This is a genomic window from Pantoea sp. 1.19, assembly GCF_001922585.1.
Lineage (GTDB): Bacteria > Pseudomonadota > Gammaproteobacteria > Enterobacterales > Enterobacteriaceae > 1-19.
Genome location: NZ_MRBS01000001.1, coordinates 411,972 through 430,002, shown reverse-complemented (window position 1 = coordinate 430,002; position 18,031 = coordinate 411,972). Strand labels below are relative to the sequence as shown.

Annotated in this window: 13 protein-coding genes; 5 read left to right on the top strand and 8 right to left on the bottom strand. The window is 62.0% G+C overall.

The window, feature by feature from the left end:
* Window positions 1-8: 8 nt before the first annotated feature.
* Window positions 9-2,306 (bottom strand): beta-glucosidase BglX, encoded by a 2,298-nt coding sequence (gene bglX, locus BS626_RS02330; RefSeq protein ID WP_075180785.1) that lies wholly within the window; start codon window positions 2,304-2,306, stop codon window positions 9-11.
* A gap of 197 nt (window positions 2,307-2,503) precedes the next feature.
* Here bglX and dld point away from each other — a divergent pair, with 197 nt between their 5' ends.
* Entirely contained in the window at window positions 2,504-4,219 is a 1,716-nt protein-coding gene (gene dld / locus BS626_RS02325; protein WP_075180784.1) for a D-lactate dehydrogenase, read from the top strand.
* A 38-nt stretch (window positions 4,220-4,257) separates the two neighbouring features.
* Here the strand turns inward: dld and BS626_RS02320 are convergent, their stop codons facing one another.
* From BS626_RS02320 to BS626_RS02310, 3 genes are all read right to left on the bottom strand, one after another.
* Window positions 4,258-6,687, bottom strand: coding sequence for a DUF3772 domain-containing protein (locus BS626_RS02320; RefSeq protein ID WP_075181109.1), 2,430 nt, complete (start codon window positions 6,685-6,687; stop codon window positions 4,258-4,260).
* 228 nt (window positions 6,688-6,915) lie between these two features.
* Window positions 6,916-7,848: a D-alanyl-D-alanine endopeptidase gene (gene pbpG, locus BS626_RS02315; protein ID WP_075180783.1), complete on the bottom strand. Its 933-nt coding sequence runs from the start codon at window positions 7,846-7,848 to the stop codon at window positions 6,916-6,918.
* Window positions 7,849-8,091: 243 nt separating this feature from the next.
* Window positions 8,092-8,679, bottom strand: a complete 588-nt coding sequence (locus BS626_RS02310; RefSeq protein ID WP_075180782.1) for a Yip1 family protein — start codon at window positions 8,677-8,679, stop codon at window positions 8,092-8,094.
* 111 nt (window positions 8,680-8,790) lie between these two features.
* Between BS626_RS02310 and BS626_RS02305 the strand changes: the two genes are divergently transcribed.
* The 3 genes from BS626_RS02305 to BS626_RS02295 all read left to right on the top strand — a co-directional run bounded on the left by BS626_RS02305 (window position 8,791) and on the right by BS626_RS02295 (window position 12,669).
* The gene (locus tag BS626_RS02305; protein ID WP_075180781.1) at window positions 8,791-9,348 is read left to right on the top strand and encodes a DedA family protein; all 558 of its coding nucleotides are present in this window, start codon (window positions 8,791-8,793) and stop codon (window positions 9,346-9,348) included.
* A 159-nt stretch (window positions 9,349-9,507) separates the two neighbouring features.
* Complete coding sequence (locus BS626_RS02300) at window positions 9,508-11,328, top strand: glycoside hydrolase family 15 protein (protein WP_075180780.1); 1,821 nt, start codon at window positions 9,508-9,510, stop codon at window positions 11,326-11,328.
* A gap of 189 nt (window positions 11,329-11,517) precedes the next feature.
* Complete coding sequence (locus tag BS626_RS02295) at window positions 11,518-12,669, top strand: L,D-transpeptidase family protein (RefSeq protein ID WP_075180779.1); 1,152 nt, start codon at window positions 11,518-11,520, stop codon at window positions 12,667-12,669.
* A 74-nt stretch (window positions 12,670-12,743) separates the two neighbouring features.
* On the opposite strand, the gene dusC is transcribed toward BS626_RS02295, so the two are convergent.
* The 3 genes from dusC to BS626_RS02280 all read right to left on the bottom strand — a co-directional run bounded on the left by dusC (window position 12,744) and on the right by BS626_RS02280 (window position 16,176).
* Window positions 12,744-13,694, bottom strand: a complete 951-nt coding sequence (gene dusC, locus BS626_RS02290) for a tRNA dihydrouridine(16) synthase DusC (protein WP_075180778.1) — start codon at window positions 13,692-13,694, stop codon at window positions 12,744-12,746.
* A 12-nt stretch (window positions 13,695-13,706) separates the two neighbouring features.
* Window positions 13,707-15,080: an ATP-dependent RNA helicase RhlE gene (gene rhlE, locus BS626_RS02285; protein ID WP_075180777.1), complete on the bottom strand. Its 1,374-nt coding sequence runs from the start codon at window positions 15,078-15,080 to the stop codon at window positions 13,707-13,709.
* Window positions 15,081-15,207: 127 nt separating this feature from the next.
* Window positions 15,208-16,176, bottom strand: coding sequence for a LysR family transcriptional regulator (locus BS626_RS02280; protein WP_075180776.1), 969 nt, complete (start codon window positions 16,174-16,176; stop codon window positions 15,208-15,210).
* 97 nt (window positions 16,177-16,273) lie between these two features.
* Between BS626_RS02280 and BS626_RS02275 the strand changes: the two genes are divergently transcribed.
* The gene (locus BS626_RS02275) at window positions 16,274-17,452 is read left to right on the top strand and encodes an MFS transporter (RefSeq protein WP_075180775.1); all 1,179 of its coding nucleotides are present in this window, start codon (window positions 16,274-16,276) and stop codon (window positions 17,450-17,452) included.
* 42 nt (window positions 17,453-17,494) lie between these two features.
* Here the strand turns inward: BS626_RS02275 and BS626_RS02270 are convergent, their stop codons facing one another.
* A complete protein-coding gene (locus BS626_RS02270; RefSeq protein WP_075180774.1) occupies window positions 17,495-17,893 on the bottom strand; it encodes a YbhQ family protein in 399 nt (132 codons plus the stop codon).
* Between the last annotated feature and the right edge of the window lie 138 nt (window positions 17,894-18,031).

Genomic DNA, 18,031 nt, shown 5'->3' with positions numbered 1-18,031 from the left:
GCGCCGCTTCAGCGAAAGCTGAAGCTGGCCTGCTGAGTACGCACCGAGTCCAGACCGATAAAGACATTGAACTCTCCCGGCTCCGCCACCTGCTGCAGACGCGCATTCCAAAAGGTCAGCGCACTGACGTCAATCGGGAAGCTGACGGTTTTCGCTTCGCCTTTTTTCAGCATCACGCGCTGGAACCCTTTCAGCTCGCGCACCGGACGACTCAGTGAAGCCACCGGATCTTGCAGGTACAGCTGCACCACGGTCGCCCCATCGCGCTCACCGGTATTGGTGACCGTGACGCTGGCTCGCAGAGTATCGCCGCGCGACATCGTCGGGCTGGAGAGGATCACCGGCGAAACGGAAAAGGTGGTGTAGCTGAGCCCATAACCGAACGGATAAAGCGGTCCGTTGGCAGTATCGAAGTAGTGTGAGGTGTATTTGTTGGGCTTCTCCGGATTGTAGGGGCGCCCGGTCGGCAAATGGTTGTAATACACCGGCACCTGCCCCACTTCGCGCGGGAAGGACATCGGCAGCTTGCCCGACGGGTTGTAATCGCCAAACAGCACATCGGCAATGGCGTTCCCCCCTTCGGTACCGCTAAACCAGCTCTCCAGCAGCGCATCCGCCTGCCTATCTTCCTGCACCAGCGCCAGCGGACGACCGTTCATCAACACGACCACCAGCGGTTTACCGGTGGCTTTCAGCGCCTTCAGCAGCGCTTGCTGACTGGCGGGAACAGTAATATCACTCCGGCTGGAGGCTTCGTGCGCCATGCCCTGCGCTTCGCCGATGGCCAGGACTACCACGTCGGCTTTTTGCGCTGTCGCCACCGCCTCATCCAGCATCTGCTGCGGCGTGCGCGCGTCAACGCTGACCGCCTGCTCATAGAGATTGAGGAAATCCTGAATCCCCTTATGGTCGGTCACGTTTGCCCCTTTGGCGTAGAGCAGCGTGGCCTTACCGGCGATGGCGTTTTTCATTCCCTGCAGCAGGGTCACCGCCTGATCGGCACGCCCGGCGGCCGACCAGCTGCCCATGATGTCACGCTGGCTGTCGGCCAGCGGACCTATCAGCGCGATGGTGCCGTGTTTTTGCAGCGGCAGCGTGCCCTGGTGATTTTTTAACAGCACCATGCTTTTACGCGCCACGTCACGAGCGGCTTCGCGGTGCAGGCGGCTTTCTGCGTTGGTGTCAGCCGGGTCGCTCTCCTGTGCACCGAGGTGATTCCAGGGATCGTTAAACAGCCCCATCTCGTACTTGACATTCAGCACGTGGCGCACGGCATCGTCGAGATCGGCCTGGCTAACCACGCCGCGCTTCACCAGATCGGGCAGATACTGGCTGTAGTATTCGTCGCTCATGCTCATGTTGACGCCGGACTGGAGCGCAATGCGCACCGCATCCCGCGGATCTTTCGCCACGCCGTGCTTGATAAGCTCTTTAATGGCGCCGTGATCGCTGATCGTGATGCCGGTAAATTTCCAGTCTTTACGCAGCACCTCTTTCAGCAGCCAGCTGTCAGCAGCGGCCGGAACGCCATTCAGCGCGTTCAGCGCCACCATGACGCCGCCAGAACCGGCGTCCAGCGCCGCCTTATAGGGTGGCAGATAGTCCTGGAACAGACGCTGTGGGCTCATGTCGACGCTGTTGTACTCTTTTCCGCCCTCGACCGCACCGTAGGCAGCAAAGTGCTTGACGCTGGTCATTACCGCATAGCGATCCGCCGGGCTCTTGCCCTGCATCGCTTCAACCATGGTGCGGCCCATCACCGAGGTGAGCCAGGTGTCCTCGCCAAACCCCTCCGAGACTCGCCCCCAGCGCGGTTCGCGCGAGACGTCCACCATCGGTGCCCAGGTCATGTTCAGGCCGTCATCGGCCGCTTCGCGCGCCGAGATTTGGCCAACCTGCTTCACCGCATCGACGTCCCAGCTGGCCGCGAGGCCAAGCGGAATCGGAAAAATAGTACGCTGGCCGTGGACCACATCGAAGGCAAAAAACAGCGGGATTTTGAGCCGACTGAGCGCCATCACCTGATCCTGCATGGCGCGAATGTCAGGTCGGGTGACGGTATTGAAAATGGCCCCCACCTGCCCCTTCTGGATCATATCGCGAATGGCCTCTTTCGGATTATCCGGTCCCACGCTGATGAGCCGCAGCTGGCCGATTTTTTCGTCCAGCGTCATCTGTCCCAGCAGATCGGTCACGTAAGCATCGCGCGCCTCCGGGGTTAGCGGGTGTGGACCAAAACGCACTTCAGCAAGCGCGGGTTGCAGTGCCAGACTCACGGCCAGGCTTAAAGAACACATCCATTTCATTCGTCGATAGTCTCTCAACGCGTTGCGCAGTAGGGGGGGTTATCAGACCAGCCGCGCTGGTCAGGGCACAGCCACTATGCCACATAACCGAGCTTAGCAGCCAGTGCCGGGTTGCGCGTTTGCCGCACCGCACGCTGGCGGACGCCGGACGGGGGACGTGCTACAGTAAAGACGTGAAGATAAACAGGACAATGGATATGCAAACAGTCATCACTTCTGCCGCCCTGATCGCCGATTTAACCCGCCTGGTGGGTCCCCGCCATATTCTGACCGATCCGCGTAAAACTGAACGCTACAGGAAAGGCTTCCGCTCCGGTGAAGGCGATGCCCTCGCCGTGGTGTTCCCCGGCACGCTGCTGGAGCAGTGGCGGGTGCTGAAGGCCTGCGTTGAGGCCGATCGCATTGTGCTGATGCAGGCGGCCAACACCGGTTTGACCGAAGGTTCCACGCCCAGCGGCAGCGATTACGATCGCGAGGTGGTGATCATCAGCACCCTGCGGATGAACACCATCAGCCTGATTGACGGCGGTAAACAGGTGTTGGCCTTTCCCGGCAGTACGCTCTACCAGTTGGAAAAGCAGCTCAAGCCGCTGGGACGCGAGCCACACTCGGTGATTGGATCATCCTGCATTGGGGCTTCGGTGCTCGGCGGGGTGTGCAATAACTCCGGCGGTTCGCTGGTGAAGCGCGGACCGGCGTGGACCGAGATGGCGCTGTTTGCCCAGGTGAACGCGCAGGGCGAGTTGCGGTTGGTGAACCATCTCGGCATCGAGCTCGGCAGCACGCCGGAGCAGATGCTTGGCCGGCTGGACGATGGGACCTGGCGACACGAAGACGTACGGTTTGACCAGCGGCAGGCGTCCGATCATGAATACGCCGAGCGGGTGCGGGATATCAACGCGGACAGCCCCTCGCGCTACAACGCCGATCCGCGCCGGCTGTTCGAAGCCTCCGGCTGCGCCGGTAAACTGGCGGTGTTTGCCGTACGGCTGGACACCTTTCCCGCCGAGCGCGATCAGCAGGTGTTTTATATCGGCACGAATGATACCGCCGAGCTGGACGGCCTGCGCCGCCACATCCTTGCCGAGTTTCGTCAGCTGCCGGTGGCCGGCGAATATATGCATCGCGAGGCGTTCGACATTGCCGAGACCTACGGCAAAGACACGTTTCTGATGATTGACACACTCGGCACCGATAAAATGCCGCTGTTTTTCACCTTAAAAGGGCGGGCTGATGCCCTGCTTAATCGCCTGCGGTTTGTCAAGCCGCACTTCAGCGATCGGCTGCTGCAGAAGCTGAGCGGGCTGTTTCCTTCGCATTTACCGAAGCGGCTGAAGCAGTACCGCGACAAGTATGCGCACCATCTGATGCTGAAAATGTCCGGAGACGGGGTGGAGGAAGCGCGTAAATTTCTCAAGCACTATTTTCGCGAGGGAGAAGGCGCATTTTTTGAATGTACCGCCGAAGAGGGGGCCAAAGCGTTTTTACACCGCTTTGCCGCCGCCGGCGCCGCGGTGCGCTACCACGCCGTTCACGCTGACGCGGTAGAGGATATTCTGGCGCTGGATATCGCCCTGCGTCGTAATGATCGCGACTGGTTCGAGCAGCTGCCGGCCGAGTTTGACGATCGAATAACCCACCGCCTCTACTACGGGCATTTTTTCTGTCACGTTTTCCATCAGGATTACATCGTCAAGAAAGGGGGGGATGTGCACGCGCTGAAAGAGCAGATGCTGTCGCTGTTGGCGGCACGCGGCGCCGAATATCCGGCCGAGCATAACGTGGGTCACCTCTACGCGGCTCAACCGGCACAGCAGGCCTTTTATCAGCAGCTGGATCCCACCAACACCTTTAATCCCGGCATCGGTAAAACCAGCAAGCATAAATGTTGGGGAGCGTGTCAGCACCGCTGAGGCGCGGCGGGGCGCTGGGCCTCCCCGCCCGGAGCTGACTAGGGCGCTTCGCGCAGTACCGTGCCGCCCTGCTTACGCTCAATCACCATAGTTTGCGGCGCCGACAGCATAATGCCCTCTTTGCGCAGCCGGGTAAGGATATCAAACAGCAGATCGCTCTTCGCCGTACTGACCTGGCGCGGACTGGCGACGTTGCCGGTGACGCTGAGCACAATGCCGGAGGGGGTCAAATCCTTAAAGCTCACCGACGGTTCCGGCTGCTCCAGAATGTGCGCGTCGTCGCGATACACCGCCAGCAGCAGTTCGCGCACCCGGACCGGATCGATATCCAGTGGGAATGTCAGGGTGATGGTCGCCACTCCCTGCGCATTACCCATGGTGGCATTGCGCACGTTCTGTGAGATCAGCTGTGAGTTGGGTACGATCACCGTGGATTTATCGCTCAGCTGAATCTCTGTCGCCCGCACGTTGATGCGGCGAATGTCGCCCTCAATGCCACTGATACTGACTAAATCCCCCACTTTTACCGGACGTTCGGTCAGCAGAATCAGCCCGGAGATGAAGTTTTTAACGATCTCCTGCAGGCCAAAACCGATACCGACCGACAGGGCGCTGACGATCCACGCCAGCTTGTTCCACTGCAGGCCGAGGGTCGACAGGGTCAGCAGAATCACCACGACGTATCCAAGGTTGCTGAGCAGCGTGATAAGCGAAACGCGCATCCCGATGTCCATGGTGGTACGCGGGAGAAAATCTTTATCCAGCCAGCGGCGCACGGCGCGCAGCACGTAGATCCCCACCACCAGCACGACCAGCGCATTCACCAGCCGCGCCGGGACGATATTCAGCGCGCCCAGCCCTTTGCCGCCCCAGAATTCCACCGCTTTCTGCAGCAGTTCAACCGGCGTCGTGGTACCGAAAGTGCCGTTGAGGATCGATACCACGGCAAACAGCACCAGCACGGTGCGCCCCAGCGCGGCCAGCAGCGCAGCGGCCTGGCCAAGATGGCGTTCGTCGATATTCAGGGAACTTTGGATCCGTTTTCCGCTGGAACTGTTGGTCGACAGCAGGCTCTCGCAAACATCGGTGATCAGATTGCTCAAAATGTAGAAACAGGCGCAGACGATGCCAATCCAGATCAGCTCGTAGCTGAGAAACCGTCCCAGCGTCACGTAGCCAATCACCAGGGAGAGCAGGATCGCCACACCGGTGGTAGTCACCGCCATCTGGATCAGTCCGACCAGCATTGGCCGCGCCTCCGGCGGATGCCCCTCGGCCACCATTCGCCGCCGCACGCGGCTGCTGCGGTAAGTGATAAGCAGCGCCGTGCCGCCGATCAGCAGCGCGGTCAGGCCGTTGGCGAAAATCGTGGTGTCGAGGCTGGTGCCGACGGTGCGGTTAAACACCTCCAGCGCCTGAAAGATAAAGACCAGCGCGGCGGTCAGCGGCGGGAAGGGCCGCAGCGCCAGCGCCACCGGATTGGAGATGGCCGGCAGGCGCCATGATGGTCGCCGCGTTGACAGCAGTGCACGACCGAGGCCGGCAATCAGCCCGCATATCACGCTGAGCTGCACCAGCCTATCGAAAAAGCTCTGCACGTCCGGCGTTACCTCTTCGCGGCGGATAAAGGCCTCGCCAACAAAGTTAAAGGCCAGAATCACCGCCGCGGTGGTCGCCAGCGCGGTGGTGGTGGCGAGGAAACTGCGCCGCAGCCGCCCCTCCGGTAATAAATTAATGCCGACCCAGGCCAGCAGCTCTTCGCAGTAGCGACGCCCCAGTGTCGCCACCAGTACGGCGGCGACCAGCCACATCAGCGTGCCGACGCGCCACTCGCTATCCCACGCCAGCGCCGCCGTATCCGCCAGCTCATCGCGGAAAGCCGCAATCTTAACCACATCATCCTGCTGGGCGCGGTACAGCGGTGCCCAGAAGCGGCCTCCAAAAATCGTGCCGGAATTGAGCGCCAGCTGAGTTTTCAACGCGTCACGCCGCAAATTGGCGATTTGGGTCGACAGATTCATCGAGGCGCCTTTTATCGATTCGGCCTGCTTAATCTGCTCATCCCTTTTCGCCTTTTGATTCTCCAGCTGGGTGCGCTGGCGAGTCACCTCCGGGGTCTCCTTCACCCCGCTGTCGGCCTGCGGTTTGGGTCCCAGCACCTCCAGCTGCGCCTGCAGCTGCGCGCGCTGTGGAATCAGCGACTGCATCAGCGTATCGGCGGTGCCGGCCAGTTCGACGGTCAGATCGTTGAGCGCACCGAGCTTGCTGTCATTGGTTTCGCCTGACACCTGCGATTTAATCTTATCCAGCACTTTCTGCATTTTCGGCAGCTCAACCGCCGCATTGACTTTTGGTGCCTCCGCCTCTGAGGCGGCCGAAGGAGCAGCATCCTCCGCCAGCAGGTTACAAGAAAACAGCGCCACCAGCGTCAGCAGCACCGCGCGAAGAAGAGCTAAACCACTTACCATGATGAAAGGCGTCCGCATTGAAAATTTCAGGAGAGAATGGTCGTTAGTTTATGCTGTTAGCACGCTCTTCACCAGGGGACTGGCAGAAGATTTCCCGCCGGCCGGGGGCAAGATCAGTGCATCACATCACCGCCGCCGCACCGGCGTCGGGCGGCCGTACAGACTGCCCGGACCAGGGTTTCCAGCGCATTCCCGGCCGCCCCGATCCCCGATCGCAGCGGGACGCGATTACTCCACCGCGCTGCCCGATCCGGCGGCAGTGCTCAGCGCCGCTTTCTGCTGGCGATAGCTGAGTGCCGCAGCGGGTACCGGTGCCGATTTACCGGTTTCCAGCCAGTCGCGCAGGCGGTTAGCGTCGGCGAAGTGGGTGTATTTGCCAAAAGCATCGAGCACCACCAGCGTGACCGGACGCTGTTTGATCACCGTGCGCATCACCAGGCAGTGGCCTGCCTCATTGGTAAACCCGGTTTTGGTTAGCTGGATCTGCCACTTATTGTTGTACACCAGGTGATTGGTATTGCGAAACGGCAGCACGTAGCGCGGATGGCTAAAGGTGGCGCTCTCTTCACGGGTGGTACTCAGCTGGCCGATCAGCGGATAACGCTGGCTGGCGAGCAGCAGTTTGGTCAGATCCCGGGCGGTAGACACGTTCTGCGTCGACAGTCCGGTGGGCTCCACATAGCGGGTGTGGGTCATACCCAGCGCCCTGGCTTTGGCATTCATCGCGCGGATAAAAGCCTGATAACCACCGGGATAGTGGTGCGCCAGGCTCGCCGCCGCGCGGTTTTCCGATGACATCAGCGCCAGCAATAACATGTCGCGCCGGCTCAGCTCGCTGCCGAGCTTCACGCGCGAATAGACGCCACGCATCTCCGGGGTCTGGCTAATATCAATCCGCAGCGGCTCATCCAGCGGCAGTCCGGCATCCAACACCACCATCGCGGTCATCACTTTGGTGATCGATGCGATCGGGCGGACCCGGTCCGGATGGCTAGCGTACAGTACCTTATGGGTTTGGAGATCAACGATCATCGCGCTGCCGGAGGCAATGGCCGGTTGCGCGGCGGTAACGGGCTGCGGGGACGCGGTGGCAACCGGCGTCATCGGCAGGAAACACAGCAGAGCCAGGCTCAGTAAGGTGACACGGCATTTTTCAGGCATGGTGCAATCATTTAGCAAAGTGGTTCAGGTGCACGCCGCCGGACGGCTGTCGGCGCGACCGGCCGCTGACTGACTCTTCCGGCGGCGTCAGCGCACGCTGCCGTCCCTGAGCGAAACGGACGGCTGGCAGCGGCATCATACGCTGGCCGGCAGAAAATGTCGTAGGGGGAATCTGTTTCGAGACGTGACGAAACGCCGCCGCAGGCCGGAGCCTGCGGCGGTGCTACGCGTGGCGGGAGAGGGTCAGAACAGCTTAGGCCCGTAGCCCCACAGCACCACGGTCAGCGCCAGCAGAACTTCAAATACCAGCACTCCTATCGCCAGGGTTGAGCCGGCAAAGCGCAGTCCTTCATCGCGATCGATATTGAGAAACAGCGGGATGCCAATGTACAGCAGATAGCCGGTATACAGCAGCGCCAGCGTCCCCACCAGCGCACACAACCAGGCGAGTGGATAGAGCGCGACCAGGCCGCTAAGGAACAGCGGCGTCGCCACGTAGCCGGCAAACACCGTACAGCGCTCAATGGCCGGGCGCTGCGGATATTCCCGCGCCATCCAGTGGATCACCCGTCCCATCGCCGCGACGCCGCCCAGTATCACCAGATAAAAGACGATGCCGAGCGTCAGGGCCGTCATCAGCGACAGCGGAACGGTGCGTCCACCGCCAAGGTTCCACCCCACCTGCGTGGTGCCAATAAAGGCGCAAACCACCGGAATGGCGGCCATCACCAGCACATGGTGGGTGTAGTGATGCGACACCGTCTCATTTTCCTGCTTGATATCGCGCATCTCACGGTCAGGATGCGATAACAGTCCCCAAACATGGTTCATGATCTACACTCCTCTGCGACAACAAACCGCCACAACGCCCGATTCGGCGGCTACACTTCAAGTATAGTGGCTTCCCGCTATTGCACATTTTTTATCCACAGTGAGGTCTTTTTGCACATTGATATTAACGGATTAATTTCGCAGTACGGCTACTGGGCGCTGTTGCTGGGCTGCCTGGCCGAGGGAGAGACCTTTACCCTGCTCGGCGGTATTGCCGCTCACCAGGGACTGTTGCGCTTTATCTGGGTGGTGCTGGTCGCCGCCCTCGGCGGTCTGATCGGCGATCAGCTGCTGTTTCTACTCGGACGCCGCTACGGCACCCGGCTGCTACAGCGCTTCCCGCAGCAGCAGACGCGGGTTGAGCGAATCAATGACTGGATCCGTCGCTATCCCTCGCTGATTGTGATTGGCGTCCGCTTTATGTATGGCTTTCGCCTGCTTGGCCCGGTGATGATTGGCGCCAGTCGGCTGCGCCATCGCACCTTCTTTCTGCTGAACCTGCTCGGCGCCCTGCTATGGGCCACGCTGTTTGTTTCGCTGGGCTACCTCGGTGGCGAGCTGATTGCACCCTGGCTCACCGCTATCGATCAGCATCTTAAACATCTGGTCTGGCTGGCGGCAGCGCTGGCGCTGGCGCTGCTTCTGCGCCACCTGTTGCGTCATCGCTGAGCCAGTGGCTCACCGCCATCGATCAGCATCTTAAACATCTGGTCTGGCTGGCGCTGGCGCTGCTTCTGCGCCACCTGCTGCGTCATCGCTGAGCCAGTGGTGCCGGGGTCCCGGGACGATTGTCTATAGTGAAAGGACCCGTGAATAAAAGGACCCCGCATGAGCCCGGTAACCCGACGTATTGATGACCATGGCGTGATTGGCGATATGCGCACCTGTGCGCTGATCGCCACTGATGGCACCCTCGATTATCTCTGCTGGCCCAATCTTGACAGCCCCTCGCTGTTCACCGCCCTGCTGGATGATGAGCGCGCCGGCTATTTTGCCCTGGCGCCCGACTGGCCGGATGCGCGCCGCCAGCAGCGCTACCTGCCAGAAAGTAATGTGCTGCAAACCCGCTGGCTGAGCGAACACGGCGTCGTGGAGCTGACCGACCTGATGCCGGTGGCCGCAGATCCGGACGCGCTGCCCTGCGTGATTCGCCGCGTAACAGCGATCGTCGGCGAAGCCCGACTGCAGCTGCGCTGCCATCCGGTCGCCGATTATGCCCGCGCCCGCCCGGATACTTCACAGCCCGATCCCGGCTGCGTGCGCTTTGATTTTGCCACCGATCATGCGCCCAGTCTGGCGCTGACGGCTACGCGGCCGCTGACGCTGGAGGACGCGGGCGCCAGCGCCAGCTTTGTGCTTCGCGCCGGCGAGCAGGCTGAATTCCGCCTGGGCGCCGCCGACGATCCGCGCCTGCGCGCCCACGCTGACGACAGCCTGCCGCGGACGCTGGCATGGTGGCAGCGCTGGGCGCGGCAGAGCCACTATCGCGGCCGCTGGCGCGAAGCGGTCACCCGCTCGGCGCTGGTGCTGAAGCTGCTGACCTCCCGCCGGCACGGCTCAATTGCCGCGGCGGCGACCTTCGGCCTGCCGGAAACGATCGGCGGTGAGCGCAACTGGGATTATCGCGCGGCGTGGATCCGCGACGCTTCGTTTAGCATGTATGCGCTGATGCGACTCGGCTATATCGATGAGGCCAGCCGCTTTACCCAGTGGGTCGCGGGCTGCGTGGCACACAGCCACGCCGGGAACAGTAACCTGCAGATCATGTACCGACTGGACGGCGGGACCGAGCTGCATGAAATCTCGCTGCCGCATCTGGCGGGCTACGCCGGTTCCCGTCCGGTGCGCGTGGGTAATGACGCCTGGCGACAGCAGCAGCTGGATATCTACGGTGAACTATTGGATGCCATCTACCTGGCGAATAAGTACGGTGAGGCGATCTCCGCACGCGGCTGGCAGCATATCAGCCAGCTCACGAACTGGCTGTGTGAGCACTGGCAACAGTCCGATGCCGGCATCTGGGAAATGCGCGGCGAGCCGCAACACTTTTTGCACTCGCGGCTGATGTGCTGGGTGGCGATTGATCGCGCCCTGCGGCTGGGGGAGAAGCGATCGCTGAGCCTGCCGCGCACACGCTGGGAGGCGGCGCGCAACGCCATTCGTGAAGAGATCTGGCAGCATTTCTGGTGCGCCGAGGGCGGTCACTTCAGCGCCACCCGTCACGGCCGGTCGCTGGATGCTTCACTGCTGCTGATGCCGCTGGTGCGCTTCGTGAGCGCAACCGATCCGGACTGGCTGTCGACCCTTGAGGCCATTGAGCGCGCGCTGGTGAGCGATGGCAGGGTATTACGCTACCGCCAGCAGGACACCCCGGCCGATGCCCTGTGCGGCGAAGAGGGCCATTTTGTTGCCTGCTCATTCTGGTATGTGGAGTGCCTGGCCCGTGCCGGTCGGGTTGACGATGCCCAGCAGACCTTTGAAAAACTGCTGACTTTCGCCACTCCGCTGGGGCTCTATGCCGAAGAGTGGGATGCGCGCGGGTACGCCCGGGGTAATTTTCCTCAGGCGCTGAGCCATCTGGCGTTAATCAGCGCGGCGGTGTTTCTTGACCGTAAACTGAGCGGGGAAAAATCTCTCTGGCAGCCGTAAGCATTTTATTGCGATATTTTTAAATGAATTTTCTCAATATGCAGGTCTTTTTGCGTAAAGAAAGTTCAGTTGCGAGAAATCGCAGTTTCTTCTCGTGCCGTTATGCACATATAATGTGCAGCCGGTCACACTGGCCGGCATGGGATCGTCTCCACTACAAGCCTGCATGGCATTACAACCTGACTAATTATGAAAAAGAGCATTCGCGCGATTGTTACACTGGCTTTGGCCGTGGCTGCATTCAGCCACTCGGCTTTCGCCGTGGTTTATCCTCTGCCTGCCAAAAACAGTCGTCTGGTAGGTGAGAACCTTGAAATCACCATCCCGGCGGACAGCAAACTGCCGCTGGAAGCCTTTGCTGCCCAGTACCAAATGGGCCTGAGTAACCTGCTGGAAGCGAACCCGGGCGTGGATGTGTATCTGCCGAAGCCGGGCAGCAAACTGATCATTCCCCAGCAGTTGATCCTGCCGGACGCGCCGCGTCAGGGCATCGTGATCAACAGCGCAGAAATGCGTCTTTACTACTACCCAAAGGGCAGTAATACCGTCGTGGTGCTGCCGATTGGCATCGGTGAGCTGGGCAAAGATACGCCGGTAAACTGGACCACCACCGTACAGCGTAAAAAAGATGGCCCGACCTGGACGCCGACCAAAAAGATGCATGAAGAGTACGCCGCGCGCGGTGAAAGCCTGCCGGCGGTCTTTCCGGCCGGTCCGGATAATCCGATGGGGCTCTACGCGCTGTACATTGGTCGCCTGTATGCTATTCACGGCACCAACGCTAACTTCGGCATTGGCCTGCGCGTCAGCCACGGCTGCGTGCGCCTGCGCAACGACGATATCAAATGGCTGTTTGATAACGTGCCGGTCGGCACCCGCGTGCAGTTTATCGACCAACCGGTGAAGGCCAGCGTCGAGCCGGACGGCAGCCGCTACGTGGAAGTGCATAATCCGCTGTCGCAGACCGAAGCGCAGTTCACCTCCCGCGAGCCGGTGCCGATCACCATCACCCCGGCGGTGAGCAAAGTAGTGGTTGACGCCAGCATCAATACGCGGGCGATGGACGACGCGCTGAAAGTACGCTCCGGCATGCCGACCAAAGTGAACGGTCCGGCGGAAGCCGCCACCCCGGCGGCCCCACTGCCGCTGGAAGAGAGCAGCGGTGCACAGCCACAAGAGTTACCGTCTACGCCGGCTAACCAACCGCCGCTGCCGACCGACAGCGCCCCAGAGGCCGCTCCGCAGGACAATGCCGCGCCGCAGGCCGAAGACGAACAGTCCACCCCGGCGCCGATCAGCAGCGCTACCGGTGAAACCGTGCCGGCCCCGCCCGCCTCCTGAGGCGCGCGTCAGGCATAAAAAAAGGGGCGTCGACCTGGTCGACGCCCCTTTTTATTTGAACCGCAGCGCCTGACTCAGGCTACGGCAGCCTGCCTGTCGATCGCCCGGGCAATCGCATCGGAGTGGGTCAGCGCGCGAATCTCGCTGAATAACGCGCTCGCCTGCGCATACTCCTTACGCAGAAAACCCAGCCACTGCTTGATGCGGGCCACGTGATAGTGCCCGGTATCGCCCTGCTTCTCCAGCCGGGTGTACTTATGCAGCAGCTGTACCACCTCCGGCCACGGCATCCGCGGCGCATTCTCTTTGATAACCCGACTCAGGTTCGGCACGTTCAGCGCCCCGCGGCCAATCATCACGTCGCGACAGCCGCTGGCGGCCCGGCACGCCTGCGCGGAGGCATAATCCCAAATCTCGCCGTTAGCAATCACCGGAATGGTCAGCCGCTGGCGAATGTCACCGATGGCCGCCCAGTTAATGCGATCGGCTTTGTAGCCATCCTCTTTGGTGCGACCGTGCACCACCAGTTCGCTGGCGCCGGCCTGCTGCACCGCATCGGCAATCTCAAACTGCCGCGCGCCGCTGTCCCAGCCGAGCCGGATTTTCACCGTTACCGGCAGATCGGCCGGCACCGCCTCACGCATGGCCTTCGCGCCGCGGTATATCAGCTCGGGATCTTTCAGCAGTGACGCGCCGCCGCCGCTGCCGTTGACCGTTTTCGACGGACAACCGCAGTTGAGATCGACGCCCCAGGAGCCGAGCGCCACCGCGCGGGCGGCGTTTTCCGCCAGCCACTGCGGCTGCTGTCCCAGCAGCTGGATGCGCACCGGCGTGCCTGAAGGCGTGCGGCTGGCGTGCTGCAGCTCCGGGCACAGGCGGTAAAACAGCTTGACCGGCAGCAGCGCATCCACCACCCGCAGAAACTCGGTGATGCAGAGATCATAATCATTGACCTCCGTCAGCAGCTCCCTGACCAGCGAATCGAGTACCCCCTCCATCGGGGCAAGCAGTACGCGGAAAGTCACAGGCGCAGCAAATTAGCGGTTGCCGTTCGCCGGTGCAGCACGGCGCTGGCGTGGCGCGCCACCGTCGGCGCTGCGACGCCCGCTGCCGGCCGGTCGATCGCCCTGCTGACGACGACCGCCGTTGCCGCCGTTACCCGCACCGCCCGCGCCGTTCTGACGCGGGGCGCGGCCACGGCCGCCGCCATTACCGCCGCCGCCGCCGCCGCGCGACTGGCGGCCATTCTGAATCGGCTCCGCCTTGATGCTCGGATCCGGCTCAAAGCCGTCAATGGCGATGCGCGGAATGTCGCGCTTCAGCAGCCGCTCAATGTCGCGCAGCAGCTTGTGTTCATCGACGCAGACCAGGGACAGCGCTTCGCCGGTTGCCGCGGCGCGGCCGGTACGGCCAATGCGGTGGACGTAATCTTCCGGGACATTCGGCAGCTCGTAGTTTACGACGTGCGGTAATTCCTCAATGTCCAGGCCGCGGGCGGCGATATCGGTCGCCACCAGCACGCGAATACCGCCGCTTTTAAAATCACTCAGTGCGCGGGTTCGCGCCCCCTGGCTTTTATTGCCGTGGATGGCCGCCGCGGTAATACCGTCTTTGCCCAGCTGCTCGGCAAGGTGGTTAGCACCGTGCTTGGTCCGGGTAAATACCAGCACCTGCTGCCAGTCGCCGCGACCGATCATCAGCGACAGCAGCTCCCGCTTGCGCTTTTTATCGACAAAATGGACGTGCTGCGTGACCTGCTCAGAGGCGGTATTGCGGCGCGCCACTTCCACCTGCTCCGGGTTGTGCAGCAGCTTTTCCGCCAGCTGTTTGATCTCATCAGAGAACGTGGCGGAGAACAGCAGATTCTGACGCCTGGCCGGCAGCTTCGCCAACACGCGACGAATGTCGTGGATAAAGCCCATATCCAGCATGCGATCCGCTTCATCCAGCACCAGAATGTCAATGTGGGAGAGATCCACCGCGTTCTGATGTTCGAGATCGAGCAGGCGTCCCGGGGTCGCCACCAGCACGTCCACGCCGCCGCGCAGCTTCATCATCTGCGGATTAATACTGACGCCACCAAATACCACCAGCGAGCGCAGGTTCAGGTATTTGCTGTACTCACGGACGTTTTCACCCACCTGCGCCGCCAGTTCGCGCGTCGGCGTCAGGATCAGCGCGCGGACCGGACGACGCCCTTTGGCGGCCGGAGGGTTGGCAGAGAGACGCTGCAGCAGCGGCAGCGTAAAGCCGGCGGTTTTACCGGTCCCGGTCTGCGCGCTGGCCATCAGATCGCCGCCGCGCAACACTACCGGAATCGCCTGGCGCTGAATCGGGGTCGGTTCACGGTAACCCTGTTCCGTAACGGCACGCACAATATCGGCGCTAAGGCCGAGAGCTTCAAAAGACATAAAGGATATCACTCCAGACCGCCCTGACCGCGTTTGCGGTGTAGTTTCCAGGGGGATAGTAAAATGCCCGGCTTAGCCGAACACTCAAAGGGGGACACAAACCACAGTGCATGAGCGCCTGAGTGTATCAGACCTTGCGCCCGGCAGGAAAAGAATTCTGGCCTGGTGATGCCGGCTGCGCACCGGTCAGCTGCGGCATCACCTCACGAATCAACGTAAAAAAATGGCGCAGTCGCGCCGGGTAGTAGCTGGCCCACGGCCAGGTCAGCCAGATTGGCAGCGGCGGCGGCTGCCAGTCGCTAAACAGCGGAACCAGCCGTCCCGCGGCCAGATCGTCCTGCACCACCCACGCCGACACCGCCGCAACCCCCATCCCGGCCAGCGCGGCCTTACGCACCGCATACAGGCTGTCGCTGAAAAAGCGCGGCGTGATGGCCAGATTCAGCTGCGCTCCGGAGGCGTGATGCAGCGCTATCTCGTTTCGGTAAAAGCTCGTGATTGCCAGCCACGGCAGCGTACCAAGCTGGCGGACATCGGCCGGCAGCGGCTGACGCGCCAGCAGCGCCGGCGCGGCCACCAGATAGCGCGGCACCTCACCGATCAGTGCGGTAACGATGCTCGGATCGTCCGGCGCGCCCACCTGGATTGCACAGTCAACGTTTTCCGCCACGAAATCCGGGGTGCGGTCATTGAGCATCCATTCGATATTCAGGCGCGGACAGCGCGCCAGCCAGTCCATCAGCGGATCCATAAGCTGATCCTGACCAAAGGCGTGCGGGGCCCGCACCCGCAGCGTACCCACCGGGTCGTCGCTGGCGTCGGTGAGCGCGTCTTCGAGCGCAAACCAGCTGCTCAGCAGCGTACGCGCGTGCCGATAGCCGCGTTCACCGTCGTCGGTCAGCTTGAAGCCGTGCGTGTTGCGCAGCAGCAGCCGGGCGCCAAGCATCTGCTCCAGCGTTTGCAGGCGCCGGCTGACCGTCGGCTGACTGATATTCAGCTGCCGCGCCGCCGCGGAGAGACTGCCGCTCTCCACGATACGGATAAATGTGTGCATCAGTTCAATACGGTCGATGCTGCCGCTGGCGAGAGCTTTCATACGTTAGGTGTATAACAGTTTTACCTCCATGGCGTCTACCGCGTATCACACTTAACGGGTTTAATGGCGCAAACGAGTTATCCGGAGAAGAGATCACATGCCACACATTGCTCACGCGCTACCGCGGCGGGTCATCTTTACCCTGGCGGCCGGCGCCGGATTTAGCGTGGCCAGTATCTACTACAGCCAGCCGATGCTGGAGAGCATCAGTCGGGCGCTGCGCGTCGACGTTGCCCAGGCCGGGCTGATCCCTATGCTGACGCAAATCGGCTATGCGCTGGGGATCCTGCTGCTGGCCCCGCTCGGAGACCGCTACGACCGGCGGCGAATCATTTTGCTGAAGGGGCTGCTGTTGGTCGCCGCGCTGCTGCTGTGCGGCGCTTCCGGCGGCCTTAGCGCGCTGCTGGTAGTCAGTTTTCTCGTGGGGCTGACCGCTACCGTCGCGCAAGATATTGTGCCAGCGGCCGCCCATCTCGCGCCCGCCTGGTCGCGAGGCAAAACGGTCGGATCGGTCATGACTGGCTTACTGGTGGGCATTCTGCTGTCGCGGGTGGCCAGTGGCGCCGCGGCGGCGTATTTCGGCTGGCGCGCCATCTGGTTTATCGCCGCCGGGCTGATGGTGGCGATAAGTCTGGCGCTGTGGCGAATTTTACCGCCGATGCCGCCCGCAACGCGGATCAGCTATCCGCGCCTGCTGCGATCGCTGGTAGAGCTGTGGCGGCAATACCGCACGCTGCGGCGGGCAGCTCTGGCCCAGGGGCTGCTGTCGGTGGCATTCAGCGCTTTCTGGTCCACGCTGGCGCTAATGCTAAGCGATCGCTTTCACTTTGACAGCGCGATCGCCGGAGCTTTTGGCCTCGCCGGCGCCGCCGGTGCGCTGGCGGCGCCGCTGGCGGGCAGCCTGGCTGACCGCGTCGGTCCGGCGCGGGTGACCGAAGTCGGCGCCGGACTGGTAACGCTCTCGTTTGCGCTGATGTTTTTACTGCCGCTACTGCCGCTGCCGGCGCAGCTGGGGCTGATCGTGGTCAGCACGGTGGGGTTCGATCTCGGGGTACAGGCCACGTTGGTGGCGCATCAGACGCTGATTTACAGTCTGGCACCGGAGGCGCGTAGCCGGCTCAATGCGCTGCTGTTTACCGTGGTGTTTATCGGCATGGCGGCCGGTGCCGCACTGGGAAGCACCGCGCTGGCGCACTTTGGCTGGAGCGGGGTGGTGACGTTAGCTACGGTTGCCGGAGCGGCGAGTCTGGCGGTCAGGCTTGCCAGCCGACGATAACAGCCAGTAAAACTCAGGGCGCCCGCGGGCGCCCTGTTGCCGTCAGACGCGTTTTTTTGACGACGCGCGCAGACGCTGAGGCTCTTTGGCCAGCAGGGAGATCAGTGCCGGCCCCACCAGCATGATCACGCCCATCATGCCGAGCAGCAGGGGGTTGTGCACCACGCGCGAGAGCAGGAACAGCGCCAACATTGCCGCGCCGAAGTAGTACGTGGTAGAGGCTTCTTCCAGAAAGTCGCCGAGGCCGCGCAGGGAGGCGACGCGCTGAGCAATCAGCGTGCCTGTAAACACCACGCTGTAAGCTGCCAGTAAAACGGCGCTGACCTCAACCAGCGCCTGATGCTTCCAGCCCCAGACCAGGGCGGCAATCAGCAGCAGATGCAGGGAAATGTGTACGCAGGTTTGTCCGGTGACAATCTGAACACGGTTAGACCATTTCATCGTTTTCTCCTGGGGACCCGCCGGGCAGCCGGAGTAGTCGCCGCGATAATCCGCCGAATGGCAGAGATTCAGACTACCCTGGAATACGGAAAATGCCGCAAATAACCCGCCGCAGGTACACCCTTTTGTGACAAAGAC

Coding starts and splice junctions, on each gene's coding strand:
- bglX (WP_075180785.1), bottom strand. CDS start 2,306: ATGAAATGGATGTGTTCTTTAAGCCTGGCCGTGAGTCTGGCACTGCAA.
- dld (WP_075180784.1), top strand. CDS start 2,504: ATGCAAACAGTCATCACTTCTGCCGCCCTGATCGCCGATTTAACCCGC.
- BS626_RS02320 (WP_075181109.1), bottom strand. CDS start 6,687: ATGGTAAGTGGTTTAGCTCTTCTTCGCGCGGTGCTGCTGACGCTGGTG.
- pbpG (WP_075180783.1), bottom strand. CDS start 7,848: ATGCCTGAAAAATGCCGTGTCACCTTACTGAGCCTGGCTCTGCTGTGT.
- BS626_RS02310 (WP_075180782.1), bottom strand. CDS start 8,679: ATGAACCATGTTTGGGGACTGTTATCGCATCCTGACCGTGAGATGCGC.
- BS626_RS02300 (WP_075180780.1), top strand. CDS start 9,508: ATGAGCCCGGTAACCCGACGTATTGATGACCATGGCGTGATTGGCGAT.
- BS626_RS02295 (WP_075180779.1), top strand. CDS start 11,518: ATGAAAAAGAGCATTCGCGCGATTGTTACACTGGCTTTGGCCGTGGCT.
- rhlE (WP_075180777.1), bottom strand. CDS start 15,080: ATGTCTTTTGAAGCTCTCGGCCTTAGCGCCGATATTGTGCGTGCCGTT.
- BS626_RS02280 (WP_075180776.1), bottom strand. CDS start 16,176: ATGAAAGCTCTCGCCAGCGGCAGCATCGACCGTATTGAACTGATGCAC.
- BS626_RS02275 (WP_075180775.1), top strand. CDS start 16,274: ATGCCACACATTGCTCACGCGCTACCGCGGCGGGTCATCTTTACCCTG.
- BS626_RS02270 (WP_075180774.1), bottom strand. CDS start 17,893: ATGAAATGGTCTAACCGTGTTCAGATTGTCACCGGACAAACCTGCGTA.